The 26,367-nt window shown below is 39.5% G+C and carries 19 protein-coding genes; 16 read left to right on the forward strand and 3 right to left on the reverse strand.

The features are described from left to right. Positions 1-124: 124 nt before the first annotated feature. The 10 genes from ACE6ED_RS22785 (at position 125) to ACE6ED_RS22830 (ending at position 11,559) form a co-directional block, all read left to right on the forward strand. Positions 125-1,078 (forward strand): hypothetical protein, encoded by a 954-nt coding sequence (locus tag ACE6ED_RS22785; protein ID WP_410829723.1) that lies wholly within the window; start codon positions 125-127, stop codon positions 1,076-1,078. A gap of 100 nt (positions 1,079-1,178) precedes the next feature. Continuing rightward, positions 1,179-1,715: a hypothetical protein gene (locus ACE6ED_RS22790; protein WP_410829724.1), complete on the forward strand. Its 537-nt coding sequence runs from the start codon at positions 1,179-1,181 to the stop codon at positions 1,713-1,715. 319 nt (positions 1,716-2,034) lie between these two features. Continuing rightward, positions 2,035-2,364, forward strand: a complete 330-nt coding sequence (locus ACE6ED_RS22795; RefSeq protein WP_410829766.1) for a MazG-like family protein — start codon at positions 2,035-2,037, stop codon at positions 2,362-2,364. 19 nt (positions 2,365-2,383) lie between these two features. Next, positions 2,384-4,276, forward strand: coding sequence for a DNA/RNA helicase domain-containing protein (locus ACE6ED_RS22800; protein ID WP_410829725.1), 1,893 nt, complete (start codon positions 2,384-2,386; stop codon positions 4,274-4,276). A gap of 249 nt (positions 4,277-4,525) precedes the next feature. Then, positions 4,526-5,623, forward strand: coding sequence for a DNA sulfur modification protein DndB (gene dndB / locus ACE6ED_RS22805; RefSeq protein WP_410829726.1), 1,098 nt, complete (start codon positions 4,526-4,528; stop codon positions 5,621-5,623). Beyond that, entirely contained in the window at positions 5,620-7,005 is a 1,386-nt protein-coding gene (gene dndC, locus ACE6ED_RS22810; RefSeq protein ID WP_410829727.1) for a DNA phosphorothioation system sulfurtransferase DndC, read from the forward strand. Before dndB ends, dndC begins: the two co-directional genes overlap by 4 nt. After that, on the forward strand, positions 7,002-9,005 hold the full coding sequence (gene dndD / locus ACE6ED_RS22815; protein ID WP_410829728.1) for a DNA sulfur modification protein DndD: 2,004 nt from the start codon (positions 7,002-7,004) through the stop codon (positions 9,003-9,005). Before dndC ends, dndD (ACE6ED_RS22815) begins: the two co-directional genes overlap by 4 nt. Further along, entirely contained in the window at positions 8,995-9,378 is a 384-nt protein-coding gene (dndE, locus tag ACE6ED_RS22820; protein WP_410829729.1) for a DNA sulfur modification protein DndE, read from the forward strand. Before dndD (ACE6ED_RS22815) ends, dndE begins: the two co-directional genes overlap by 11 nt. Before the next feature lie 2 nt (positions 9,379-9,380). Then, positions 9,381-10,508 carry a cysteine desulfurase family protein gene (locus ACE6ED_RS22825; RefSeq protein ID WP_410829730.1) on the forward strand — a complete coding sequence of 376 codons (1,128 nt, stop codon included), beginning with the start codon at positions 9,381-9,383 and terminating at the stop codon, positions 10,506-10,508. Between the two features lie 22 nt (positions 10,509-10,530). Next, entirely contained in the window at positions 10,531-11,559 is a 1,029-nt protein-coding gene (locus tag ACE6ED_RS22830) for a nuclease-related domain-containing protein (RefSeq protein ID WP_410829731.1), read from the forward strand. Here ACE6ED_RS22830 and ACE6ED_RS22835 read toward each other — a convergent pair. Beyond that, complete coding sequence (locus ACE6ED_RS22835) at positions 11,556-13,631, reverse strand: UvrD-helicase domain-containing protein (protein WP_410829732.1); 2,076 nt, start codon at positions 13,629-13,631, stop codon at positions 11,556-11,558. The genes ACE6ED_RS22830 and ACE6ED_RS22835 overlap by 4 nt on opposite strands. Continuing rightward, positions 13,628-16,528: a PD-(D/E)XK nuclease family protein gene (locus ACE6ED_RS22840; RefSeq protein WP_410829733.1), complete on the reverse strand. Its 2,901-nt coding sequence runs from the start codon at positions 16,526-16,528 to the stop codon at positions 13,628-13,630. Before ACE6ED_RS22840 ends, ACE6ED_RS22835 begins: the two co-directional genes overlap by 4 nt. A 115-nt stretch (positions 16,529-16,643) precedes the next feature. On the opposite strand from ACE6ED_RS22840, the gene ACE6ED_RS22845 reads away from it, so the two are divergent. The 6 genes from ACE6ED_RS22845 to ACE6ED_RS22870 all read left to right on the forward strand — a co-directional run bounded on the left by ACE6ED_RS22845 (position 16,644) and on the right by ACE6ED_RS22870 (position 25,177). Then, positions 16,644-16,853, forward strand: coding sequence for a DNA modification system-associated small protein (locus ACE6ED_RS22845; RefSeq protein WP_410829734.1), 210 nt, complete (start codon positions 16,644-16,646; stop codon positions 16,851-16,853). Then, the gene (dndD, locus tag ACE6ED_RS22850) at positions 16,850-18,847 is read left to right on the forward strand and encodes a DNA sulfur modification protein DndD (protein ID WP_410829735.1); all 1,998 of its coding nucleotides are present in this window, start codon (positions 16,850-16,852) and stop codon (positions 18,845-18,847) included. The genes ACE6ED_RS22845 and dndD (ACE6ED_RS22850) overlap by 4 nt, the downstream gene beginning before the upstream one ends. An 11-nt stretch (positions 18,848-18,858) precedes the next feature. Continuing rightward, entirely contained in the window at positions 18,859-19,254 is a 396-nt protein-coding gene (locus tag ACE6ED_RS22855; protein ID WP_410829736.1) for a hypothetical protein, read from the forward strand. Between the two features lie 593 nt (positions 19,255-19,847). Continuing rightward, positions 19,848-20,135 (forward strand): hypothetical protein, encoded by a 288-nt coding sequence (locus ACE6ED_RS22860; protein ID WP_410829737.1) that lies wholly within the window; start codon positions 19,848-19,850, stop codon positions 20,133-20,135. 298 nt (positions 20,136-20,433) lie between these two features. Then, positions 20,434-22,791: an MrcB family domain-containing protein gene (locus ACE6ED_RS22865; protein WP_410829738.1), complete on the forward strand. Its 2,358-nt coding sequence runs from the start codon at positions 20,434-20,436 to the stop codon at positions 22,789-22,791. Beyond that, positions 22,763-25,177 (forward strand): DUF2357 domain-containing protein, encoded by a 2,415-nt coding sequence (locus ACE6ED_RS22870; RefSeq protein ID WP_410829739.1) that lies wholly within the window; start codon positions 22,763-22,765, stop codon positions 25,175-25,177. The genes ACE6ED_RS22865 and ACE6ED_RS22870 overlap by 29 nt, the downstream gene beginning before the upstream one ends. A 209-nt stretch (positions 25,178-25,386) precedes the next feature. Here ACE6ED_RS22870 and ACE6ED_RS22875 read toward each other — a convergent pair whose 3' ends face one another. Further along, positions 25,387-26,349 (reverse strand): NAD(P)-dependent alcohol dehydrogenase, encoded by a 963-nt coding sequence (locus ACE6ED_RS22875; RefSeq protein WP_410829740.1) that lies wholly within the window; start codon positions 26,347-26,349, stop codon positions 25,387-25,389. Between the last annotated feature and the right edge of the window lie 18 nt (positions 26,350-26,367).

Here is a 26,367-nt window from a genome sequence, read left to right on the forward strand (position 1 = left end):
AATACAAAAAATACCTTACTTCGACATAAGGCGTATGATAGGGTAGACGTAGGAGAGAGGTGGTCTATGTACTGGTAATTTATTTGTTTTATTTATGCTAAAAATTTGCTGAAGGAGAGTGAATATGAAAAAGTTTTGTAGTATTGTGTTATCAGTCATGTTAGCGGTGGGTTTCAGTACAAGTGTTTTTGCTGAAGCAGGTTCTGTCGAACAACACACTGAATTTCAGTATCCGGTAACGCCTGCTGATAAGGAATGGGCAGAGTTCACATCAAAACAAGAAATGCTTGACGCGACCGATATCCCTACGACTGTATTGGAAAAGATGACTACTGATGAAGTGCTTGATGCGGTTTTGGATTTTCCACTGATTGTAAATTTGTATCTCTACGATTCTTATGAAGTAGCGTTAGAAGCTTTAGCAGAGGATTCTGATGCATTTTTTGAGCTGAAACAAAGGGAAGATGCTGGAGAGGCTATTTTGGGAAAATTATCTTCAGCAAAAGCGTTTAACACTGAGGATCCCTCTCTTGAGGACCGTACACTCAACATCCTTCTTACAGATAAATCTATACTGAATAGTATCAATGAGAAAGAAAAGGCCAATAGCATCGTTGCAGCTGCGAGCAGTTATGTGCGCACACCGAACGGCACTTCAGTGCCAGTCGATATTCTTGGAGAGCAACTTACGGTGACTCAGAAAGCTAGCTTAAATCAACAAACACAGGCAGCTTATCCTAGTGCAACATTTGTATCGTCATCCACATCAAACTATAATTGTCATTCATACGCGTGGTACTCGAACACAACAAGCAATACATACTGGATGAATAATGCGAGTGCATATATGACTGATGGGAGTTATGCAAGTGTTACAAATCTGATTAATGCAGGGATTGGTACACGTGTATATTATGATGGAGGATTGCATTCAGCTATTGTTACGACAAATGGTGGCCCACTTGCAAGTCCGAAGAAACTAAGGGTAACTTCCAAGTGGGGACAAGGTCCTCTGATGAGCCATACCGCTGAGTATTCACCTTATGCTTCAAATGCGCTTACTATGTGGAAGCGGTAAATTTTAGTTCTCTATAAGCTTTCTCCATTATATTTAAAAATAGTGGGGAAAGCTTTTAGTATCCTAGTACTTAAATGGTAGGTAGGAGGCCACAATTATAATGAGGGTGCTTCTTAAATCTCATGTGTTATTATTACTCGTGCTGATCATGCTTACTGCATGTAGTTCTCAAAATGTTCAAGACAAAAATATTACGTTAAAGACTAAAGACGCTGATCTGACAAATTCGTTGAAAAAGAATGAAGGGGCTAGCGCAGTGGGAAAAGATGATTCTACATTGTTTGAGTCTATTATTGCAGATGATAAAATAACAATACCCTATGTAAAAATCGGTGAAGTCATCTCTATAGACTTTCAGGAGACTCCCCCGGATCAGTATGAGCTATATGATTATATCCTTAATGAAGATGGAACTATAAAATATACATCGTTAGCCACCGAAACAGTTACACTTCAAATAGATAAGAACGTAGGAGCTTTTACATTAAACGAGAATTTAAGCTCTAAGTTTAGTTCAGACACTAAAGACTATGAGCCTGGGCGGCTGTTGAGGGGATTTCTCCTCATCGCTCAACAAGGGGATAAACAGCAAGAGTATGCTTTTGTAATCAAATCCGATGCTAACAAAACCGAGTAAACATTACTTTGGTACTCTCCTGAAACTCGAATCCCTGCGGTTCGGTCGTTGAAAACAAGCGAAACTGCCTCAGAGCAGCAACCGTTCAGGTTGTCCTATGCGATGAGAAGGATGTTTATACTGCGAAGTTTCAGGTCATTCCGCATACCCACGACGTGTACTGGAAGCCTTGGTCCGATAAATGGAGCACGGCTTGGAACACGTCTTTTTCTGTTTATTTTGCAGGAAATTCATGGATTTACATGGAGGATTGGGCTATCATTATTTTGTGCAGAGCAAGTGTCAGAGATTAAAAGTGAACAACATGACGGGGGTACAAATGGACGAATTAATCGAGAAAATTATTCAATTCCGTGATGAGAGGGACTGGAAGCAATTCCATGATCCCAAAGATCTGGCTTTATCTATCTCGCTGGAGTCTAGCGAACTGTTGGAGCTCTTCCAATGGAAGAACAGTCAGCAAGCCATAGAGCAACATTATTCCGACATGAAGGACGAAATCGCTGATATTCTCATATACACGCTAACGCTCGTTCATGATTTGCAAATCGATGTAAAGGATGCCATCCTTCAGAAAATAAACAAAAACGCGGAGAAATACCCGATCTCCAGCTTCAAGGGAAGTTCGCAAAAAAGTACACGGCAGTGAACACATAGGGGAGAATTCCATGATTATTTATGAATCGACCAAGCAACAATTTATGAACGATGTGACCGAAGACAGCATTGCGGTAAAGATTCATAACCAATTCGTGCAAAGAGTCGGCAAGGTTTCCATGGGGGAAATCAATGCATGGAATAATTCCATGAACTACCTATATAAAGTATTAAATACATCGACCATTCCGGATGACGCAGGAGTCGCGATTGAATATAAAATCCCCGCGTCTTCAAGAAGAATCGACTTCATGATCACCGGCTTGAACGAACAGGATCAATACTCCGTTGTCATTATCGAGCTTAAGCAATGGACAGAAGTTGAAGCGGTTGAGGATGCAGATGGCCTTGTTAAAACTTACTTTAACAGAACAAAGACGAGAACCCAGCATCCTTCTTATCAGGCTTGGTCTTATGCCCATCTGATTAGCGAGTATAACGAAACCGTGCAGAATGAAGCAGTGCAGCTCTATCCGTGTGCTTATTTGCATAACTATGTACAGACCGATAATGACCCTCTGTTGCATCCTATCTATAATCAATACCTGGAGGATGCTCCTATCTTCTCAAAGGGGGATGCTCTAAAGTTAAGAGGGTTTATTTCGACCTTCATTAAAAAGACCGATAGAAACAAATCGCTTTACCTAATTGAACATGGGAAAATCAAACCCTCTAAATCGCTGCAGGATTCCCTCGTCAGCATGTTGCAGGGAAATCAAGAATTCATCATGATTGACGATCAGAAGGTAGTATATGAAGAAGCGTTAAGATTGGCGCAGCAAGCCCAGTCAGGAAAAAAACAAGTTTTGATTGTCGAAGGCGGCCCAGGGACAGGTAAGTCGGTTCTCGGAATTAATCTTTTGGTAGAGCTCACGGCACGAGAATTAGTCTGCCAATATGTTACCAAGAACAGCGCACCTCGCAACGTATATATGAAAAAGCTGCAGCAAAACGTGAAGAAATCGGTCATTGATAACTTGTTTAAGGGATCGGGCGTTTACTATGAAGCATTGCCAAATGAATTTGATTGCTTGATTGTTGACGAGGCGCATCGCTTAAATGAAAAATCGGGTCTGTTCAAAAATAAAGGGATTAATCAAACGATGGAGATCATCCGAGCTGCCCGGTTTTCTGTGTTTTTTATCGATGAATATCAGAAGATCGCGATGCATGATGTCGGCAGCAAAGAGCAGATTAGACAGTATGCTGAACAAATGGATGCGGATATCACGGAGTTGACGTTGGCTTCTCAATTCCGATGTAATGGATCCGATGGATATCTGGCATGGCTCGATGATGTACTCGATATCCGCGAAACGGCAAACGCAGATGGTTTCGATTTCGACTATGAAATTCGGCTCTATGATGACCCCAATGCATTACGGGACGAAATCTTCAGCAAAAATCAGATGAATAATAAGGCAAGAATGCTTGCCGGCTACTGCTGGGATTGGAAGACGGATGGAAAAAACAATCCTGGGGTTCATGACATTCAATTAGAAAGCTACCAATTTTTCATGAGCTGGAACCTTAGCAATACGACAACCTGGGCGATCGACCCCGAATCCGTCGAACAAGTGGGCTGCATCCATACCTCACAGGGACTTGAGTTTGACTATGTCGGAGTGATCATTGGTGAAGATATGCGTTATGAAAATAACCGTATCATCACCGACCCGTTTAAACGTGCGAAAACGGATAAGTCGCTTTCAGGCTTCAAGACCTTGTATAAGAAAGATAAGGACGAGGCACTCCGAAAGGCCGATCAAATTATACGAAACACCTACAGGACATTAATGACCCGGGGAACGAAGGGGTGTTATATCTACTGTGTGGATCCTCATCTGAAGGCGTACTTGCAGAGGCGGTTGGCTTTGCAGGGTACGGTGGTTGGTTTGGGGTGAGAGAGACTTAGTTTGAAATTATTACAGAATTTAATAGAGTTTAAATAGGAGCCAAACCTAGATATTGTTAGTTTTGCTCTTTTTTGATGGAGCTTGGTATCTATTGAATGTAGTGTAAGAGGAGTTCCAAATATTTAGAAAAAACCTCTTTTATTTGTGAGAAATAATGATCAAGTCATTGACCCATAATGTCGATTGCATTAACATATAAACTGGAAACTACGTACGTAATAACGAGGTGGTTTATAAATGGATGCAACCTTCAGCTATAGTTTTCCAGCTTTGCGGGGTATTCAAGCTTCTGATGAGTTTTATGTAGTAATGTGTCCGTTGAAATTAATACCCAAAATTTTCCTTTTTGACGAAGAAGAAATCCCACCGGAATTTAGAGCTCAACGTACACTTAATAGGTCAAGAATTCCCGAAATTTCAAACTACATATTGGATAACCCAAAAGATTATGTATTTAGTTCACTAACTGCCTCGGTAGACGGACAAATGCAGTTTCAACCCTACACGGATGATCCTAATTTTCAAAATTTAGGTCGTCTTTTTATTTCTTTGGAGGCTCGATTTCTTATTAATGATGGTCAACATCGCAGAGCGGCTATTGAAGATTCTTTAAAGGTATCCCCAGAGCTTGGAAATGAAAATATATCAGTTGTATTTTTCAAAGATGAAGGGCTGAGAAAGAGTCAGCAGATATTCAGCGACTTAAATCGTCATGCGGTCAATACAACGTCATCCTTAGGCATTTTATATGAACACCGAGATGACCTCGCAAATATTACAAAAGAAATAATTCAGAATATAAATATACTTGAGAGATATACTGATAAGGAAAAGCAGTCACTTTCAAAGTTATCTCCGAAGATATTTGTTTTAAGTAACATTTATAACACAAATAGTCGGATTTTAGAAAAACGAAAAGGAGATCGTGTTTCTGAATCTGAGAAAAGCTTTTTACTTGAGTTTTGGAACGAATTGTGCAGTTCAATGGTGGAGTGGAATTTAGTATTGAAGAAACAATTATCTCCGAACGAATTTAGAGTAAATTATATTAACGCTCATGGCGTATCACTTGAAGCACTGGGGCAAATAGGAAACTATTTAATGCTCAATCATCCTAATGATTGGATGATATTTTTGAGAAAAGTATCAGAAATCGATTGGAGTCGAAGTAATACAGAATGGCTAGGACGTTCTTTTGGACATATGGGAAGAATCAACAAAAACGCTGAAGCAATTAGACTTACTTCGAATTTAATTAAAATAAAAATAGGGATTCCATTAAACCAGCAAGAACAGTTGCTGGAGGATAAATTGAAAGATGGTGAAACAGCATGATAAATATCTTAACTGATAATAAGATTGATGATACGATACAAAACATTCAAGCTGTTTACCTAATGGATTCTCTTCCTTGGGTAGTTGGTTATAGTGGTGGTAAAGATTCAACAGTGCTTGTACAGCTTATATTCCAGGCAATCGCTAAATTACCCGAAGAAAAGCGTCACAAAAAAATATATGTCATTTCTTCTGACACGTTAGTTGAAACTCCTTTAATTATCTCTTCAATTAATAAAACATTGAAGCGCATTGACGATAAGGCAATTGAACTCGATTTACCGTTTGAAACTCATAAAGTTAGACCTGAGACCGAAAAGAGCTTTTGGTCTTCTATTATTGGAAAAGGATACCCTTCACCGCGCCAAAAATTCCGCTGGTGTACCGATCGAATGAAGATCGATCCGGCGAATAAATTCATTAAAGATAAAGTAGATCATTTTGGAGAGGTAATTATGGTTCTTGGAGTGAGAGACTCTGAGAGTGCTACAAGAGCTCAAGTGATGGAGAACCACACGGTAGATGGTAAAGTTTTAATGCGACACTCAACACTCTCCAATGCTTATGTATATGCGCCGATAAGAGGCTTTGAGTTAGATGATATTTGGAATTACTTGCTATCTGAACCTTCCCCATGGGGCAATGACAATTTTGAACTACATGGTTTGTATCAAAATTCATCAGGTGGCGAATGTCCATTAATCGTTGATAAAGATATTAAAGAAAGCGCTGGTTCTTGTGGGAACAGCAGATTTGGATGCTGGACTTGTACCGTCGTTAAGGAAGATAAAGCCTTAAATGGGTTTATTGAATCTGGAGAAGAGTGGTTACGACCTTTGGCGGAATATCGAAAATGGCTTTCTGACATCAGAGATAACAGAGATATGCGTGAGAAAAAACGTATGAACGGAAGTATCTATTTTGTTGGGCAAGGTGAAGACAAAGAGCTTGGATTAGGTCCGTTCACATTAGAGGCACGGAAAGAGATACTGCGGAAACTTTTAGAAACACAAGCTGCTGTTGAAAATCCATACGATCCTGATTATGAATTGATTACCGTAGAAGAACTCAAGCATATTCGTAAACTGTGGATTGAAGAAGGAGATTGGGTTGATAGTTTGCCGAAAATTTATTTCGACGTAATAGGGCATGATTTGGACTGGGACTACAATGAACGCGCTCTGTTTGAGGAAGATCAAATTACGGACTTGGAATTTTTATGCGAAGAGCATCAAGTCAGTCTTCAACTTATAAAAAAACTAATTAATGTTGAGAAGAATTACAGTGGATACCGTGTTCGTAGAGGTCTATTTCAAGATTTCGATAAGATTCTTAAACAAGATTGGTTACATTACGGGAAGGTAGAAGGTTACAAAGAATGAAGTTTAATAGACTGCAACTTGTGAATATTGGGCAGTTTTGGGGAAGATATGACTTCAATATTCAAACAAAGGGAAAAGAAAAGAACGTTGTACTTATTGGTGGGAAAAATGGATCGGGAAAAACAACTATTCTTGAAGCTATCCGTTTAGCGCTCTATGGTACATTTTCATTTGGACTTAAAAACGAATCACCAGCCTATTTTGATAAAATTGATGCTAGGCTAAATACACAAGCTAAAAAAACAAATGATCGGTTCTTTCAAATTATCCTTGAAGTGGAAATTGTTGAAGATTGGAAAAAAAACGAATATGTCATTAATCGTAGTTGGACACGACATAAATATAGCTTGAAAGAAGGAATTTCGTTAAAACGCAATGGTATTCCTATGAAAGACGAAGAAATCGAATTATTCTTCTCTAGATTGCGTGAAGAAACACCACCGCAACTATTGGAGTTTTGCTTATTTGATGGAGAGAAAATTTCACAGGTGGTGTCAAACGAAACATTATCCGTATACCTTCAACAAACGGCAAAAGTCATGTTTAACCTGGATCTATTTGAGAATTTAGAAGCTGATTTATTTAACTATTTAAAACAAGCTGATGTTATGGGAACATTGTCTATTGAAGAGAAGTACCTATTAGACTTAGAAAATGAGAGTAATGAATTATTAAAGAAATATGAACAAAGCCTTGATGAGCTGAATGTAGTGGAGACAAAAATTGAAAATGCTACTTCTCATTTAACTGAACAAAAAAGACAATTTAATGTCCATGGTGGTTTAGTAAAAGAGCGAAGAGACGAGTTAATTAATGAAATTAATATGATTGAAAATCAGCGTTTCTTAAAAATGGAGAAGAACAAAGAATTCATTCACAGTTTATTTCCTTTTGTTATTGTAAAAGATCTTGTTGCTGCTACAGTTAGTCAGATGAAAACTGAGTCTAAAAATGAAGTGAAAAATAATGTGGCTGCATTAATTAATACAAACGACTTGGCGAATTTATTCAACACTTATGTCGATGAATTTACATTAAATGAAGAGAAATCAGACCTTATTTTGAAAGGGCTATTTGAACTGATTTCTTCTGAAAATGAATTGACCATTCACAATGCTTCAAGTCAACAACGTGCAGAGATTGAAGCATTCAATCAACAAATCGCCTTGTTTAATCCGGAAGAACTACTTAGAGACTTTAAACAAAACACTGAATTATTAAAACAAGTGCAGAAATTAAAAAAGCAAATTGATAAAAATGACTCTTCTTCTGACTTGAAGGAACTTATTGATAATATCCGCGATATTGAAGATGAAATAAAAATAGCTGAATTTAAAAAGAGGCAGTTGCAGGAGATCGTTGAACTTGCGCATGCACAAATGGATGAGAAAAATAAGGCATATGAATTGCAAAAAGAGAAACTTATCAATACAAAGAAAGCTGGTAATATTTTCGAAATCTCAACTCGAGTATTGGATGTAAGTCGAGCATTTAGAACTAGACAAATCCGAAAGAAACTACAACAAGTTGAACAGCAGACTGCCTTTATGCTTCAGGCTATTTTTAGAAAAGAGCTTTTTATTAAGCGAGTAAAGATAAATCCAGAGACTTTTCATCTTAAAATTTATGATGCCTCTCAAGAAGAAATTTCGATTGAGAATATATCCGCAGGTGAAAAACAGATTTTGCTACTAGCTACTGTATGGGCAATGGCAATGTGCTCTAATAGAAGACTTCCGTTTGTTTTCGATACATTATTAGGACGACTCGACCAGACACACAAGAAAAGTATCATAGAATTTTTCATACCTCGATGTGGTGAACAAGTAATTATTTTGGCAACCGACTCAGAAATTAACGAAGAGAATTTCTCCTTAATTGAGCCCATTTTAGCCAAAACTTATACGATTGATTATGATGCCGAAAGGTCAACTGTCAAATGGACGGATGAATATTTTAATATGTCCATCAAGCAGGAGGAATTTAAACATGAACTTTAGACTAAGAACTTCAAAAAAAACGGCAGAGAAGCTAAAGAACCTACAAGATAAAACACGAATGACTCCGAATATTTTGTCCCGATATGCCGTGGTACTATCATTAAGAAACCCAGAGGCAGTTATTAATTTTGTGAGAGATACTTCAGGACTTGAGTTTAATCGTACGACTCTTACGGGGGCTTATGATTTTTTATTTAAGTCTCTTATAGCGCAACATACACAGAGGGAGATAACGGATGAAGAATATTTCCCGGATCTATTTAACGCCCATCTTGAACGAGGCATTTCACTTCTTGAAAACGAGTATGATTATGCGGGGAATCAAGAAAAAATGATAATAAATTTAATGACCAAAATGCCTGGGGTGGGATAGATATGATCTATTTCGATAATAGTGCAACGACTAGAATTGACAGTCGTGTAGTGGATGCAATGTTGCCATACCTCTATGAATCTTTTGGTAATCCATCAAGTAAATATTATTCGCTTGCAACAAATGCAAAGAATGCAGTTGAAGAGGCTAGAGAGCAAATATCTCGGCTTCTCGGTTGTGAAGCGGATGAAGTCATATTTACAGCTGGTGCTACTGAGAGCAATAATATGATCATTAAAGGCGTCATGGAGATGTACGGTAAAGATAATCCACATCTTGTAATTGGAAAAGCGGAGCATTCTTCCGTTCTTGAAATAGCCAAATATGTTGAAAATAAAGGTATCAAGGTTACATATTTAAATGTTGACAAGTATGGTCGCGTTAATCTTGAAGAATTTAATGATTGTGTTTCATTAAGTCCGACATTAATCAGTATTCAATGGGGAAATAATGAGCTTGGATCAATTAATGATATAAAATATATATCTCGGCGCTGTGAAGAAGAAAATGTTTTTTTTCATACAGATGCTACACAAGTCGTTGGTAAAATTGCAATCAATTTGAATGAATTACCGGTGAGATTCTTATCTTGTTCTGCTCATAAATTTCATGGTCCTAAAGGTATTGGGGCGGCGATAATCCGAAAGGATACCTTAGGAATTCGTACGAAAATAGCACCGTTAATTCACGGCGGAGGGCAAGAAAATGAATTTCGAAGCGGCACCCATAGTGTCCATAATATTGTGGGTTTTGGTAAAGCAGCTGAAATAGCATTAAGTGAGCAACCGGAGACGACAAATATTTTAGAGCAGCTAGATAAAGAGTTGAAGAGCAAACTTGTATCGATGTTTTCTGAGGTCATTCATTTTAATAGTGATGACTACAACAAGATCCCTGGGATAGTTAATATTCAATTTAAAGGAATTAATAATGAGATATTAATTAAAAAATTATCGGATCGTGTTGCAATTTCAACAGGTTCAGCTTGCAGTTCAAGCAAACCATCGCATGTTTTACAAAGTATCGGTCTTACTTTAAGCGAAGTTAGAAATTCAGTACGTGTCTCCTTGTCTAAAGATAACAATATTGAAGAAATCGACGAGTTTTGTTCCTTGTTGTCTGGAAAATAAGGTTTGTAAGGAAGGATATAAAATGGCGATTCTCTATCCGGAAGCCGCTTTACCTCAAATCCAGGGAGAACAAAAAGTATTGTGGGCTTTGAAAAAAGGACTATCTGATGCATGGCATGTTTTTCATGAGCCATTAATCCATGAAACTAGACCGGATTTTGTTCTTTATTCTTCTTATTATGGAATAATTATCCTGGAAGTGAAAGATTATAAGGCAAAAACTATTCAGCGGTTGAGTCCTGATATTTGGACGATTTTTATCGAAGATAGAGTGAAACGACTAACTTCTCCCCTAAAACAGGCGCGGGATTATGCATATGAGCTAATGCAGGTAATGGAGAGTTCTGATGTACTAAGTAATACGCAGGGCGCTTTCAAAGGAAAATTAAAGTTTCCAGTGGGTTATGCATGTTGGTTTGCTAATCTTTCATGGGAGGATGTTGTAACAATAGGTATTTCTGAGGTTATACCTAAGCAGTGGATTTTGACTGCAGATGATTTATTGGAAATGAAATTAGAATCAAAGTTTGTGGACAACCTGATCTCGAAATTTAAGGTTAATCAACTAAACAACGAAGTTTTAACCACCATTAAGGCGTTGCTCTATCCTGAAATATTACCTTTGAGTTTTGAACTGAGACAGAGGATATGGTTTGATGACTTTAAAAAGAACATTATAAAGTTTCCGGACTTTGTCGATGAAATTCTATTTATTGCTACTGAAATCAGACATTTACACATGAAAAATGTGAAGCTTGATCAAATTTTTATATATTATTTTCAAAATCACATTTTGAAATCCGGGACAGTTGCTGAAAAGATTAGCAATATTCTGATATCCATGGGGATATCCAATACAATTAATAATCGTAAAAAAGATAATGTATGCATTTTGCCCTTCTATGAATTCAAAGATAATTCTGTTATAGAGTATAGCTTTATCGTAGGATGTTCCTTTAGTTCTCTAACCGAAGAAAAAGAGCTGTCTCTAAAATTGATTTTTAGAGACAACCCTTCAAATATTTATATTTCAAGCTCTGATTTAAGTTAAGTAATCTTGAGCCAGTTTTGAAAACAAATCGCCTTTTTTGGACAGTGTTCATCCCCGACGAACACTAATCTTTTTTCAGCTCGCGTTAAGGCTACATAAAGAACACGCAGTTCCTCTGAGTATTGCTCATTTTGAAATTCATCAAGGTTATAATTGTAGTTATTACTTAAAATGCGTCCAGAGTTTCTACCACCATAATAGGGTTTATAACTAAACTCTAAGCCAGTATCAGGTGAATAAGTAATTGGAGGCGCCAGTACGGTTTGACTTGTTACATCGTCTAAGTAAGGCAGGATGACAATTGGATATTCTAGTCCTTTGGCTTTATGAATGGTAATAAGCGTGACTGCATTCGAATCATCACCAGCGAGAAGATCTGATTGCTGCTCTTCCTTGTGGGACGCAATCATAGTATTTAGCCAACCTATAAATTCATTTAGCTGCATATTTTCTTTGATACTGATATTTCGTGTGAGTTCTTTCAGTTTATTTAGGTTAGTGGCTGCCTGAGGATTGTAATTCAGGAGCTTCTCCCGAACTCCTGTAAGCTGATACAACTGATCCAAAAGTTGTGCAGGAGTTCTCAGATGTAGTTGAGGTAATAGGGCTTCAGTGGCAACATTTAAGCTTGTTCTATTGTATTCAAAATAAAGGGTTTCAAGAGCTTCTTCAATTAGGATGGCTGACTTTGGCTCCAATAAATAATTCATAACTTTATAAGTGTCAATAATTTCTCGTTGATTGTAAAAGTTCCCGGCGCCAATGAGTTGAAACGGGATCTTTCGATCGGCTAAAGCCGTAGCAAAATCCATCATCTGATAATTTTTCCGAAACAAGATAGCAAACTTTCTCGGTTCATGTCCAGCGATAATCTGCTGTTGAATATAATCACTTACCAAATCAAACTGATTAAGTCCTTCCTCTTTATTTGCAAGTAACCAATCGTAGCAATCAGATAAATTTACCGGTTCTTGAAGGACATGTTGTGTCTTAAGAGGTTCCGGTTTAAAGCTAAGTTTAGGATAAGAATTCTTAATCTTTTCAAACAACATATTTACAAAGAAAACAAGTTCACCAGTCGATCGGAAATTTGTTGATAAATTAAGGACTTCGCCCGAACGTTTGATCCAATTTTCTACAGATTGATACGATAATAGATCAGCACCTCTGAATTGGTATATGGACTGTTTACTATCACCGACCACAAATAAGTGCGGACTTTCCATACTTCCATCACATATTTTCTTTATAATTCCTGTCTGATACATTGAGGTGTCTTGGAACTCATCGACAAAAATATACTTGTACTTATTTTTTATGTTTTCTACAATTTCCTGATCACGTGCTAGGACCTTATAGCAGTACTCAAGAAGATTGTCAGGATCAAACGTGTAAAAGCGAAGTTGCTGATGATTTTTAACTGCAGAATATAGTAAATCTACAAGTTCTTGTTTAATGTAACGTGAGATTCCAGTTTCTAGAGAAAGGGATTCTTCGGTTTTTTTAATTACCTGCCCTATCATTAATCCTTTAGAACGTAACATGTTATAAAGATTAACAAACGTTTTTCTGAACTCATGAAAAGGCATGATTTCTTCATGGTAAATATGTTCGCCATTAATATTTTTTTCAGTAAACCATGTTTCAAAAGTCCGATCTACTGCTTGTTTCATTGAATATTCGGAAACAACAAAATTAGGTGAGTAATTAAAATCAGGAAAATGAAGAGGTCCAGCCTCTTTAAGCACTGTTTTACAAAAACTGTGTATCGTCGAAATTTGAGTTGAATTAATACACTCAAGTTCATAACGGAAGCGTTGCTTCGTTAAAGGATCGAGTGAAGTTTTCCATTGGTGATATAAATAAAGCTTTAAACGAGCAGAAAGATTTTCTGTAGCTTTGTTGGTAAAGGTTATAACCGCCATGTCCCTTAAACTTAAATCAGGAAAATCAGAAAGTAATCTTATTATTCGACGACTGAGAACTTCAGTTTTTCCAGTTCCTGCACCGGCTTTGACTAGAATAAACTTTTTATCAGATTCTATTGCGAGTCTTTGTTCTTCTGTAATCATAAAGCGACCTCACGTTCTCGACAAAGATGATTAAAAGTACAATACTTACAATGCCCGCCAGTATGTTTTCTAAATTCGTTTTGATTTATAGAGTCTATAACATGATTAAGTGTTGAAATAACTGAATCTGACTCAACCCGGAATTCTCTTTTGAGTTTAAAATACCAGTCTTTAAGCTCTTCCATAATTTCTATTTCATCTTGATTCCTGGATCTAAAAGATAAAATATCTTTGCGATTTGAGATTGAATAGCGATGAGTGATTCGATTATTATATTGTACTTCCAACTCCCTTAAAGAAGTAAAGGTGAATTCTCCAATTTGAATAATATCGGGAATATTGGTTAAGGAAAGTTGAATAGTAACCGTGCTGTCGCCCTTTTTTCGAATCTCTGACACATAAGGATTTTCAAAGATTATTTTAAGCAGTTCCTTTAAGAAAAAATCGGTTTGTGCCGTAACATTCTGCCACTGCCGATTTCCAAAGGGAAAGACCTTACGTATGTCAATCTCGGCGGTCTGTCTGTATTGTTTGAGATTATTCAGAAGCCGTTTTTGTTGCTTTTTTAAGTCAATGGATTCTGTTATTGGAAAAGGTTCATTTTCTATTAGATATTGAATTGATTTTTCATAAAGACAAGACGAAGCATAAGATTGAATATGAAAAAGTTGAGTGTAAATACCCTCTTTTTGATATTTATGCTGGTAATAAAACCTACGCTGACAATATTGAAAAATAGCAACATCTTCGGCAGTGAAATTACGTTCTTTGAGAATGAACTTTAAACCGTCTTTTGGTATGAGTTCGCTCGATGCAGAAGGTTTTAGGTTTGATGGACTTTTTATAACACCGTGTCTTTCCAGAAGTGCTTCCAAAGAGGGTTCACTTTTGTTTTTTAACCGGTCGCCTTCTTCGATACCAAATACTTTGGCAATGTCATGTAAATAATGCGATGGAGTTTGTGGTTGCCCATTATCCATTTGCGAGTATGAAATTGTCAATTGAATTCCTGGAGCACACATTGTTAAGTATAAATAATATAAGGATCGATCTAAATAGAACGTATCCAGCATTTTTAGATCATTCACCTTAAGGCTTGTTTTGCTCTGTAGAATTTGTTGTTCAATTTCTTTTGGCATACACCAAGGATAGGTTTTAGATTCGGGATATTTATCTTGGGTAAATCGGCACAAAAATACATAATCGTAACGTTGAAACTCGACGTTATTTGGCCCCGTAACAAGAATTTCTTTTTTGAGGTAAACATCCTCCTGATCTTCAACTGGTTCTTGCCCTTCTTCAAAATCTTCTTGTTCAGTAAAGAAAGCTGAAATGCGTGAACCGAACTCCAAGCCAGAAATAACAACGTTATGTTGATAACCTATCGTATCCGTTATCTTCAAAATTCTATCCCATAAGCTTTGAGAAATGTCCATAATTCGAGAATCTGTTTGTAGTGTATGGATCAAAGCTTGAACGTGATCGCTAATAGTTTTTGGAGTTACCTCAATAATAGATGAGCTGATTTCAAGGATATTTAACAAGAGTGTTTTTATCTCAACTAGCTCATAATTATCAATATCTGTTAGGGGATGTAACTCATAAGCTGGATCAAGTTGAGCTTTAGCTATCATTAAAGAATCCACTTTATTGATAAAACCCTCTATAGAATTCAAATCTTCAAAGAAACCTTCAATTTTAGCGTAGATTTGAAATAATGAAGGATTATGTTTTAATAGCGAATTGTTGATCATGACTTTCATCATTTTTGTTGTAAAGTACGTATGTTCTTCTTTTCGAATATCTGTAAATACATCAAACAAATACTTAATTGCTCTTCCTTGCACCAGGTGAATCAGAGGACGTCTTGGTAAATGAACCTTCAGATTGAATTGCTCGGATATTTCGCGCATTAAGGGACGAAGCTGCATTGCTCCAGGTGTAATAATGACAATGTTTTTTGGACTAACCCCTTTAAATTTTATAAGAACATAAATTTTTTGCATGATAAAAGAAAGTTCTTCTTCAACAGTATTAAAACGTAAAAGTTCGAAAGAAGCATCAAGAAATATAGGCTGATTATCACTAAAAATATTCTTAGGAAGCTGGTTAATAAAATACGTTTGAGATTTGTTACTTCGTATCGATTTCCATTCTGACATAGGCTTAATTTTTTCATAAGCTGTTCGGGTAGCTTTCAAAGCAAGATGATCTGGTGCCTCTAAGTCAAATGGAAGATATATTGTTATGGGTTTATTAGCAGCAGAAAATTTGTTTATTATCATTTGAATAATGGGCGTCGGGGGCAAAAAGGCGCCGTCTAAAATCAGTTCTTGATATTGTGAAATATCAAGACCCTCAGCGGCTTGATAACTAGCAATACCTCTATCTGCAACTTTCATGGAGTTTAATTTTTTTATATATATTTTGTAAATAGCCATAAGTAGTAGCCACTTCTTACTTTTATTCATACTTTGAAATTCTTCTGGGGTTATTCCAGTCAAACTTAAATCGTAAAAAAGAGTATTCAAGTCTTGTACAACTGATCCCCAACTCGGATTAGCAGTAGATTGGTTTTCTTTGAGGATACGCTCTAAAACAACGCTACTCTCAGATTTAGTAAGTACTTTAGTCGACATATTGTGACGAAGCATTTTTAAATATTGATTTACTTCGTAGATGTCAATGTACTTGTGAATTTGTTTTTCTATGTCAATTTTTTCTGTTGAGTTACTGTTTACTTGTAATTGTCGAGACAGTTTTTTCGCATAAAACTCTAGGCGTCTGCGATATAAAATTAAAGTAGGGGTTAAATGTAAAACTCGCTTATCACTGATATTTCGATCCTCTAAATTGAGTTCGATATCTTCAGTGTATGGTGAACAAAGAATCTCCACTGGAAGTTCCTCCTAGAAAATATGGTGCAAATTTACTATAATTAAAAGTATACATGAACTACATTGTTATGAATATACGCAAAGGATGAATATTAGGGCTCTGGAGGTAAACAAAATGGCTGATATACTTCAAGATGAAGATGATTTGTTAGTCGAAATATGTAAAAAATACGGTGTTAATCCACAATATTTACGAGAGCTATTTTCAATAGAAAAAGAATATGCAGATAAGAATATGGCAAAACGAAGAGGGCTTTTTGATCGCATTTCCGATTCGATTGAAGAATGGATAGAAGAAGAAGAAGCGGAGATGGAATTACTATGATTTTTAATTTTATTAGCTTTGAAAATTATAGACCATATTATGGTGTTCAAATCTTAGAACTGCAAAAGAAACAGGGGCAATTTTCGCCTTATAAGAAAAATATTACTTTAGTTGGTGGATTGAATGGTGCTGGGAAAACCTCACTCATTAATGCATTCTATATCTGTTTTTATGGCAGAAGAAAATTCTCGAAAGAAGACTATGAAGTCATAAAAAAAGAATCAATCAATTTCCGGTATAAAAGAGAAGGGGGAAAAGCAAGTAGTATTCAGCTTTCCTTTAGTGATCGAACAGGTGAATATATTATTGAAGTGACTTTTGAGTTGAATCATAAAAATGAAATTGTTGAACAGCGGAAAATATATGTCTCCTCTGGGTTTGAAAAAGTGAGACCTATCGCCGCTGCTGAAGATGAATTTAACGATTTTATTGATCAAAGAATTCCTATTGATGTTGCTCCATTTTTTATATTTGATGCTGAGAAAATTAGAGACCTGGTCGGTGAACATGATTCCAAAGAAACAATACGAGCGATACAAAAGATTGTTTCGTTGGAACTTTATAATCAATTGCATAGTGACCTTTCACAAATTCGTTACAACACAGAATTGAATATATCGAAATCCGTAAAAAATGAGGATATTATCAAACTTACTACGCAATTGGAAACGTGTGCTTCTGAGTTAGAATCATTAAAATCGCAAGATAAGCCTGTAGAAAAAGAGATCGATTTTCTAAATGAAAAAAAGAATTATTTAAATCAAGAAAGACGGAGAAAACTTGCAAGTAACTCTATTACCAAGGGACAAATCAATCGCCGAGTTGGGGAACTAGAAAACGAACAGAAAAAAATAAAAATGGCGCTAGAAAGCGTTGGACGCTCACTACCTAAAATAGTCATTTATCCGTTGGTGAGAAAACTCCAACAGCAAATCAAAAAAGAGAAGGAACATATCTCACTTTTGAATAGAAGCCAAGCAGCGTTTGCACCGTTTGATAAATTTATTGCGTATTTATTAAATCGGGAGACTAATCCTCCATTAACGAGTGTTCAAAAAGATCAAATCACAGAACACGGCAAAGAGGCTTGGTTAAAGGTTAATAAAATGCAGGATATCAAAGTTGAGCCTATGAAAGTCCTACATAGCTATGATTTGTCGCCCAATGAGCTCCAGGCAATTCTAAATTGGAATTTACCTACCAACCTTAGTATCAATGATTTAATTAAAAAGAAAAATAAAATTGATGTTGAACTTCAAACCTTGATGGCGCAACTAGAAGATGCACCGGATGTGATTGATACTAAAGCTGAGGATGAAGAGCTTGCTAAGATTTCTGAACAACTTGGAGCATTATTCAATGCAAAAAAGAGCAGAAATGAAAACCTCCGTCGGCTTCAGGATCGTCATCAAGATCTATCAAAAGAGCTCACGACCAAAAGAAAGGCGATACAAGATCTCGGTCCAGTAGAGCAAAAGTTAGACTTGATGTCCAAATTGATTGATGCGACAAAAGAATTTGTTGATCGTGTCACAATTTTAAAGGCAAACCAATTAAAAGCGGAAATTGAAGCGATACTGCTTCAACTGTTCCGTAAGCGTGATTTACACCGTGTTGAATTTGATTCTAAGGAATTTGCTTTGAAAATATATGATGAGTTCAATAACCTGGTCGATCTGAATTCAAGATCTGAAGGAGAGAAACAACTGATCGCTTTATCCATGATTTGGGCGCTCACTAAAGTTTCCGGTACGAATTTCCCTTTCGTCATTGATACTCCATTGGCGCGGCTCGATAGTATTCACCGCTCTAATTTAGTGAATCGTTACTTTACGAATTTAAGTGATCAGGTGATTATTCTGACGACAGACACAGAAATAACTAAAGACTTCGTTACAGAAATCGAGCCCTTTGTCCAAAAATCTTATTTATTGCAATACGATGATGTAGAAATGTCAACGAATGTCCGTGAAGGTTATTTTACATTTGAATAGGAGCATTTTCAATGGCTAATGGACGATTACCTCTTTCTCGAGATGGGGAAGAAAAACTTATGAAGCTTATGAGTGAGCTTGACTGGAATGACAAGAGACCGGAGGCATTAAAATTAGCATTTGTTAAAGGATTGGTTTCTAATGAGGGAGTACCCGAACCTAAAGAGAGAGTGAAAAGTGATTTTATGATTGGAGACGGAGTAATCGCTAGAGGAGAGGAGTACATTTTATATAAGCATATCTTGATTGACAAAATTGGACAGCCGTTGGATGCGAAAAAAATTGATGAATTAATTTTGAGGTATCTAGAAGAGGGGCTTGAGATTATTTCAACGGAAATCGACTCCCTATCAGATTTGGACAACTATCTTTTATATTTGGTTGAAAATCACAGTTTAATTAAATAAAAGAAGTAATACAAGAATGCGACAAGAGTTAGATTAAGATATTACCTGTTTCACAGTGCAGTTTAAAATATCGATTATCTGAAGAGGGGAGCCATTCCTCTCTTTTTTTGTTTTATCAACCAATTCATTTAATCAAGTTAATCAAATTTTCTGAATAAGTTTATACCTCCGGTTATACCAGGCATCCTTTAAAAACTCTCCTATGAATCTTCATCATTCTAAAAAAATCAAATCAGTTCCCTAATCTATAATTTTGCACAAGCCTAATGCTAAATTCCAATTTGGGGAGATATAGAATGATTTGAGATTAAAAAAATGAAATATATTTCCTATAGTAGATAGCAACTATAGTAATTCTCTTCGTTCATAAGAATAATTTTTTTTAATTCGACCTTAGCATTAAAAAAACATTTTCTTCGCATACAATTTTGCTATATTGTGAGGTGATAACTAATTGCGGTTTGGAGGGAATACTAAGGGAAGGTGAGGATGCAGGATAGTCTGAAGCACTAATGAGGTGGAGGCTAGGTTGCATCATGAAAAAGTTGATATTCAGGAGTGTTTCAGTAAACTTCTAAATTGGAGGAGATGACTTGGGCTTTCCAGCATGGTTTATACAAACAATTCAAGGTCGATTGGATGAGGTAAGCGCCCTAATTGAACGGCATTCTGAGTCCAAACAAGCCTTTAAAGATGAACACAGAGCTTTTCAAGCGTTGTTTGCTTCCATGGATATTGCACGTCAACAGGAGTTTGAGTACTGGGAGGATAAGCTTTCTATAAAGCAATCTATTCAGTATGAACGTTTATATCTTCAAGAGCTCATGGATGGTATGCAGCTTGCACATGCCTCTAGTGCTCCTTCTGTTCTCTCAGAATAAGAAAAGATAAGAACATAAGTTTACTCTTGTTTGGGCTGTTCATGTAACAGTCCTTTTCTTATGCTCTTTTTGGAAGGGAACCCCTCCTATATTGTCGAATTACCATACATATTGTAGATCTAGAGGATACTAGGTTGCGCTATGACCGTCTGAATTGGATAGTTAGACAAGTCTAAGGAATGCGAACATTAAACGATCTAGTGCTTCCTAATCCCTAGTCTAAAACCCTAATTATTTTCTGATTTAGGTGAACGCACATCAGGAATATACTAAATCTTTAACGATCCTGGAGGACTCCATGCCATTACCGGAAACAATCACACAAATTTTCAAACGAAAACAAAAATCATATAAGATGGTCCTAATCCTATCCTTAATTGAAGAGCTTAGAGCATCTAAGCGGGAACGTGTGTCTTATGATCGCGTTAAAAAGCGGTTTCGTAACTATTACATAGCTGAACAAGAAAAAGGAAATCGGGTAGACTTGCCACAAGGGAAGAGGTTGTGGAGAGAGGCATCTAAAATTCGATTACAGGATATAGTTAACAGTCCTGATAGTGAGCTTTCGCGTATTTTGTTTTTAAATTTGAAAGATAATACTATTGGGTTTCTTAGCCAAATTCATAGACAGCTAGGGGAAGAGGGGCTTTTGCAGTTAGAGCGGCTTGCCAGCGAAGAACTCCAATCCTATAATTCTGCGTTACAGCACTTCTCTTTGCAGGGTTATCTAGAGAAGATTATGAACGAGTATACCGCTGCCAAAAAGGAAGTCTTCGCAGGGCATTCACTTGGTACATTGTTTCGCCAGACCCTGCCCTCAGAGCTTAAAGGGCTACCCTTCATAGATGATCAATACAAGGTTCAAGGGTCAATTGGACAAGGAAATTGGGCAACGGTACCCTGGTTGGCAGTTTTGGATAAACGGATAACGGAAACAACTCAGCACGGGGAATATATTGTGTATCTGTTTGCTGAGGACATGAGTGCTGTATATCTTACGTTTAATCAGGGTGTAACAAAGCCAATTCAAGAATACGGACGCAGAGGTGGCTACGCTTATCTGAGAGAACGCAAACAAGAGCTTCGAGACCTCATTGCTCTAGTTAATATGAATAAGGATGAGAACATTCAACTCGTGGATAGTGGCCTTGGTAAAGATTATCAGGCATCGACTATCGCTTACATTAAATATGATAGAGGAAGCGTCCCGAATGATGAACAGTTGGTACAAGATCTTGGGAATTTAATTGACGATTACCGTCTATATGCGGAAAGGGTCATCGCTGCAAGTGATGATGAAGCTAATGGCGAGGAAGTGGAGCCATTGCCACAAGAAGCTGAGCCGCTGGAGGACGAACAAGTCCTAAGTATCCTCCACCAAATCCAATCCCACATCCGCCGCAAAGGCTTCTTTTTTCCTGAGCATCTTATCGAGAACTTTTACTTGTCGCTAAAGACGAAACCTTTTGTCATCCTGGCGGGCATATCGGGCACGGGGAAGACGCGGCTCGTGAAGCTGTTTGCAGAGGCGCTTGGGGCGACGGGGGATAACGGTCAGTTCACCTTGATCCCTGTGCGGCCGGATTGGAGTGATCCTGCGGATTTGCTCGGGTACAAGGATTTGTCGGGCAGCTTCAAGCCGGGCCCGCTCACGGAAGTGTTAGTCGAGGCACGGCAGCCGGAGAATGGGCATAAACCTTATTTTATCTGCCTGGATGAGATGAATTTGGCACGGGTGGAGCATTATTTCAGTGATCTGCTAAGTGTGCTGGAAACGCAGGATTGGCAGGACGGGAAGATTCGCACGCAGGACCTCATTTCTTCTACTTTGCTGGATAAGGCTGAAGACCAAGCGAAGTATGGCAGCCTGGGTATCCCCGAGAATGTGTTTTTGATCGGGACGGTAAATATGGACGAGACAACGCATCCTTTTAGCAAAAAAGTACTCGATCGCGCCAACACGCTGGAGTTCAATTACATTAATCTGCGGCAGTATCCGGACCTGGGTGCGCAGGAAGCGGCGGATGGTGCCGTAGAGCTTACTGATCTTGCTCTCCCCGCCGAGCCTACTGGTCTTGCCGTCTCCGGTGGCCTAGCTGAGCTTACTGCCCCAGCCGGCCCGGCTAATTTTGCTGTCTCTGCTGACCCCGCTAATCCCGCCGAACTAAACCACCTTTTTCTGCGCTCGGATTATTTGCAGCTGGTGGATGCTTATGATGCTAACAAAGCGCTTGTTGTCCGGACGACGGAGAGACTGGTTACCATTAATGCCCTGTTGGAGGACATCCACGCTAATGTGGGCTTCCGGGTCCGGGATGCGATTTGTTTCTATATGATCTACAACGAGCGGTACAAGCTGATGGATGAGGAAGAGGCGTTTGACTGGCAGCTGCTGCAAAAGATTTTGCCGCGCATCCAAGGCAGCCACTCTTCGGTGCGTCGGGTTCTGCTGAACTTGATGAAGGTGGCTCTTGGTACTGGAGCTGGCGTTACCCTAAACCTTCCAGAGCTTATGGACGATGCTTCTCCGCTCTACATGAAATGGGCTGCTGGCCAAACTCCGCCAACGGCCGTACATCCGCAAAGTGCGCGTAAATTGGCGTTTATGCTTAGGAGGCTGGAGGAAGATGGATTCACCTCATACTGGCTCTCTTAATCAGACGGTCGAATTGCTCCGTGTGGACACGGAGCTTTTTACGCTTTTTCTTCAAGGACGGCCCTATCATCCTACGGTGGAAACCTTGCAGCTTCATCGGTTATCGGATCAGGAGTGGGTGAATGCGCAGCTTGGGCTGGTATGCTCCGAACGGCTTGGTGAGGTGAAGATCAAGGTCTTTTCGCCAGAAGCTTACGGGATGGTGGAGTGGCGGCCGGGGGAGGCGGCGTTTCCGTGCTTTTATGAGACCCAGTCCTATGAGCTGGTGATTCAAAAAAAGACCTCCGGGAACCTCACCTTTTACCATGACAATGTGCTGTTGCGGCAGGCGATCAAACCTTTGGGGGATTCCATCCTTGCAGGTGCGCTGAATTTTGGGAATGAGGTTGGCCTGACGGAATGGGAAATCCGGGAGGAGGGGCAGACGCTGTTGCGGGTGGAGATGGAGATTTTCCCCTCGAAGATGGATTACAAGCTGGATTACCAGAACATTTTAAATGAAGTGAATGAGCAGATTTATAATCTGGCGTTTGATTTCTTGCGCCGAACCTATCAGCTAACTGGCCTTCGGGAGACGCAGCATCAGAGTTTGACGGAGTTTTTTACGATACTACAGCATGTATTTAGACAGCTCTTGGATGCCGTTGAACGGATTAACAAAAATCCGAATTACGCGTTGCTCCAGGACCGACGGCTGGTCGATGCCAATCGGGTCAAAAAGGCCGGAAAAGAAAATATCCGCGAGCTCGCCAAACATCCCGAACGGCTGAGAGAAGATAGGGAGCTTGGTTTTTTAACGGTCGATGGCCGAAGCTACACCGCTACACATTTATTGGAGACGCGCAGACGTCTCGCGTATGATACTAATGAGAACCGGTTTATCCGCTGGATGCTGGAACGTATTCATGGGAAGCTGAAGGGGCTTAAAGGTCGCTGGAAGCTGAACAACCGGACCCAAGACCCTTTACTCCTGCGAAAAATGGACACCATGCTTACTCAACTGGAGCGTGTGCTCCGGATGGATTTTTTGCGTGAGGTGGGTGTGCTGAAGCAGATGTCGGTTACGCTTGTGCTGCAGATGGCGCCGGGATACCGGGAAGTGTACCGGTGTTATCTCATGCTCCTGAAAGGCTTGTCGATCCAGAGCGACCTGTTCCGCTTGTCGATGAAGGATGTCGCGCAGCTCTATGAATATTGGTGTTTTCTCAAGCTGAACCAACTCCTGGGTCAGAAGTACAAACTGGTGAAGCAGGACATCATTAAGGTGAACCGGAACGGGATTTTTGTGACGTTGGATCGCTCGCAGAGTGCCAAGATGGTGTACGAAAATCCAGTCAATGGAGAGCAGTTCATCCTGTATTATAATGCGATTCCCGGCTCGGATAAGACGCCGACGCTCAGTCAGCGTCCGGATAATGTGCTGACACTGAAGAAAAAGGATGCTGGCACAATCAAAGAGTACAGGTATGTTTTTGATGCGAAATACCGGCTGAATCCGGCGTATGAAGGCACTCACTACCACAGAGCATATGGTCAGCCTGGGCCTGAAGAAGACGATATTAACACGATGCACCGTTATCGGGATGCGATTGTGTATCACGAAAAAGGCTCGGGGGAATACGAACGAAGCATGTTTGGCGCGTATGTGTTGTTTCCGTACCCTGATGAGGAGCGGTATAAAACCCATCGTTTTTATAAAAGTATTGAGCTGCTGAACATTGGTGCTTTGCCGTTTCTGCCGAATTCCACAAGCCTGGTCGAGCAATTTTTGGATGAGATTATTCAAGACAGTCCAGAAAAAGCGTACGAACGCTCCACCCGCCCACGCGGAACCAAAGAGTATTATGCCAACCAGCTGGTAGGCAAAAATGTGCTTGTTGGTTCAGTCCGGGGACCGGAGCAAGTTGAGGTGGCGAGGAAGCATTCTTTTTACCATGTGCCGTTAAAGAACCTGTCGGACGTAAAAATCCTCACTCAAATCGAATACGTGGCGATGTGCCAATCCCGCAAAAAGTTTATTGATCCTGCAAAAACGGGCATTCACTGGGTAGGAAAGGTTGCGGATTGGAAAGTGCTGCGGCGTAAGGAGATTAAGGAGGTCCCTTGCCGCCCGGGGACGGAGGAGGAACTGTATGTACGATTTTCGATTGAGGCATGGAAGGGGTTAGTCGTTCCTATCGCCCTTGGAGGGCAAGGGATTTATAAGGTGCTTTATACCAGCAAGTACATTCTGGACCGGGCTTTGGAAATTGCCGAGCTCCGCTTGGAAACGGAAGAGGCGCTGCGGGAATGGCGTGAAAAACGCCGCAAGGGCAGAGTGCAGGTGAAGCTGGATCATGAGGAGTATGTGGATTTGGGCAGGGTTGTGGAGGTGTGGAATATATAGGGAGAAAAGTAGGACGGTGGACCGTATCCCGTGGGGAGCGGTCTATTTCTCTAGAAGTCACCTCGGCTCACAGTACGAAGAGCCAGTTCCCAATGAACTGACTCTTCATCACATGCCTCGCCTTTAGCCAAAGCTCCTCCAATATTAATAGATAAGATGAACCCTCCCACATAAGCTGCAAGATCGTAAGCCAAGAGTCACGGCTGACCTTAGAGCGTAATAATTACGTTCCCTTTTTTTCGTTCGGTCTCTACATATTTGTGGGCATCCGGCAGGAGTTCCAGAGGATAGCGGCGATCAATTACGGCGTTTAGTACTCCCGTTTTTGCGAGTTTCATGAGAAACGCTAAGTTTGCTTTGTTTTGCATAAGACCGGCTGTTGCGAAAATGGCCCGTTTCCCTTGAAACAATGAGGTCCACAGCATCTGTATAACGATCGACAGCTTTGGTGCGGTAGTCAGATAAATTCCCTTGGCTGTAAGTACACGTCTGCATGACGAAAAGGTTCTTTTGCCCACAGCATCGAATACGACATCATAAGTTTTGTCCACCATCGTAAAATCCTCTTGGGTGTAATCTATAACATAATCTGCGCCTGCTGACTTAACCAGACCGGCGTTGCCGGCAGAGCAAACACCGGTCACTTCAGCGCCATAAAACTTGGCTAATTGTACAGCGTAGATGCCGACAGCCCCCGAGGCACCATTAATAAGCACCTTCTGCCCCTTCCGCAGCTTTGCCTTATCTCTCAGAAACGTCAACGCGGTGGCACCTCCGTCACAGACGCCGACGGCTTCTTCGTAAGAGATGTTGTCCGGGATAATCGTTAGGGGGCTCTCTTCAGAAAGACACTTATATTCGGCATGGGCACCGAAATTATTGGCACTCATCCCCAACACACGATCCCCGGGTTGGATATGCTTTACTTCTCTGCCTACCGCTTCGACCACGCCGGCTAATTCGCAGCCTCCAACAACATATCTCGGTCTGGAAAGTCCATAGATCAATTTAATGGCTGGCGGATCGCCCTTGCGAAAAGCGCAGTCCGATGGACCCACTGCGGCAGCGTGGACCCGGATGAGGACCTCCTTGTTTCCAGGCGACGGTTTGGGGAGATCTTGCGGGACTATTACTTCCGGTGGACCATATGCGATTTGTGCCATAGCTTTCATGAGATTTCCCTCCTATTT

The sequence above is a fragment of the Paenibacillus nanchangensis genome, from assembly GCF_046543445.1.
GTDB classification, from domain to species: domain Bacteria; phylum Bacillota; class Bacilli; order Paenibacillales; family Paenibacillaceae; genus Paenibacillus_AQ; species Paenibacillus_AQ nanchangensis.

Coding starts and splice junctions, on each gene's coding strand:
- dndC (WP_410829727.1), top strand. CDS start 5,620: ATGATAAATATCTTAACTGATAATAAGATTGATGATACGATACAAAAC.
- dndD (WP_410829735.1), top strand. CDS start 16,850: ATGATTTTTAATTTTATTAGCTTTGAAAATTATAGACCATATTATGGT.
- ACE6ED_RS22855 (WP_410829736.1), top strand. CDS start 18,859: ATGGCTAATGGACGATTACCTCTTTCTCGAGATGGGGAAGAAAAACTT.
- ACE6ED_RS22795 (WP_410829766.1), top strand. CDS start 2,035: ATGGACGAATTAATCGAGAAAATTATTCAATTCCGTGATGAGAGGGAC.
- ACE6ED_RS22875 (WP_410829740.1), bottom strand. CDS start 26,349: ATGAAAGCTATGGCACAAATCGCATATGGTCCACCGGAAGTAATAGTC.
- dndE (WP_410829729.1), top strand. CDS start 8,995: ATGAACTTTAGACTAAGAACTTCAAAAAAAACGGCAGAGAAGCTAAAG.
- ACE6ED_RS22800 (WP_410829725.1), top strand. CDS start 2,384: ATGATTATTTATGAATCGACCAAGCAACAATTTATGAACGATGTGACC.
- ACE6ED_RS22835 (WP_410829732.1), bottom strand. CDS start 13,631: ATGATTACAGAAGAACAAAGACTCGCAATAGAATCTGATAAAAAGTTT.
- ACE6ED_RS22870 (WP_410829739.1), top strand. CDS start 22,763: ATGGATTCACCTCATACTGGCTCTCTTAATCAGACGGTCGAATTGCTC.
- ACE6ED_RS22825 (WP_410829730.1), top strand. CDS start 9,381: ATGATCTATTTCGATAATAGTGCAACGACTAGAATTGACAGTCGTGTA.
- ACE6ED_RS22845 (WP_410829734.1), top strand. CDS start 16,644: ATGGCTGATATACTTCAAGATGAAGATGATTTGTTAGTCGAAATATGT.
- ACE6ED_RS22790 (WP_410829724.1), top strand. CDS start 1,179: ATGAGGGTGCTTCTTAAATCTCATGTGTTATTATTACTCGTGCTGATC.
- ACE6ED_RS22830 (WP_410829731.1), top strand. CDS start 10,531: ATGGCGATTCTCTATCCGGAAGCCGCTTTACCTCAAATCCAGGGAGAA.
- dndB (WP_410829726.1), top strand. CDS start 4,526: ATGGATGCAACCTTCAGCTATAGTTTTCCAGCTTTGCGGGGTATTCAA.
- ACE6ED_RS22865 (WP_410829738.1), top strand. CDS start 20,434: ATGCCATTACCGGAAACAATCACACAAATTTTCAAACGAAAACAAAAA.
- ACE6ED_RS22785 (WP_410829723.1), top strand. CDS start 125: ATGAAAAAGTTTTGTAGTATTGTGTTATCAGTCATGTTAGCGGTGGGT.
- dndD (WP_410829728.1), top strand. CDS start 7,002: ATGAAGTTTAATAGACTGCAACTTGTGAATATTGGGCAGTTTTGGGGA.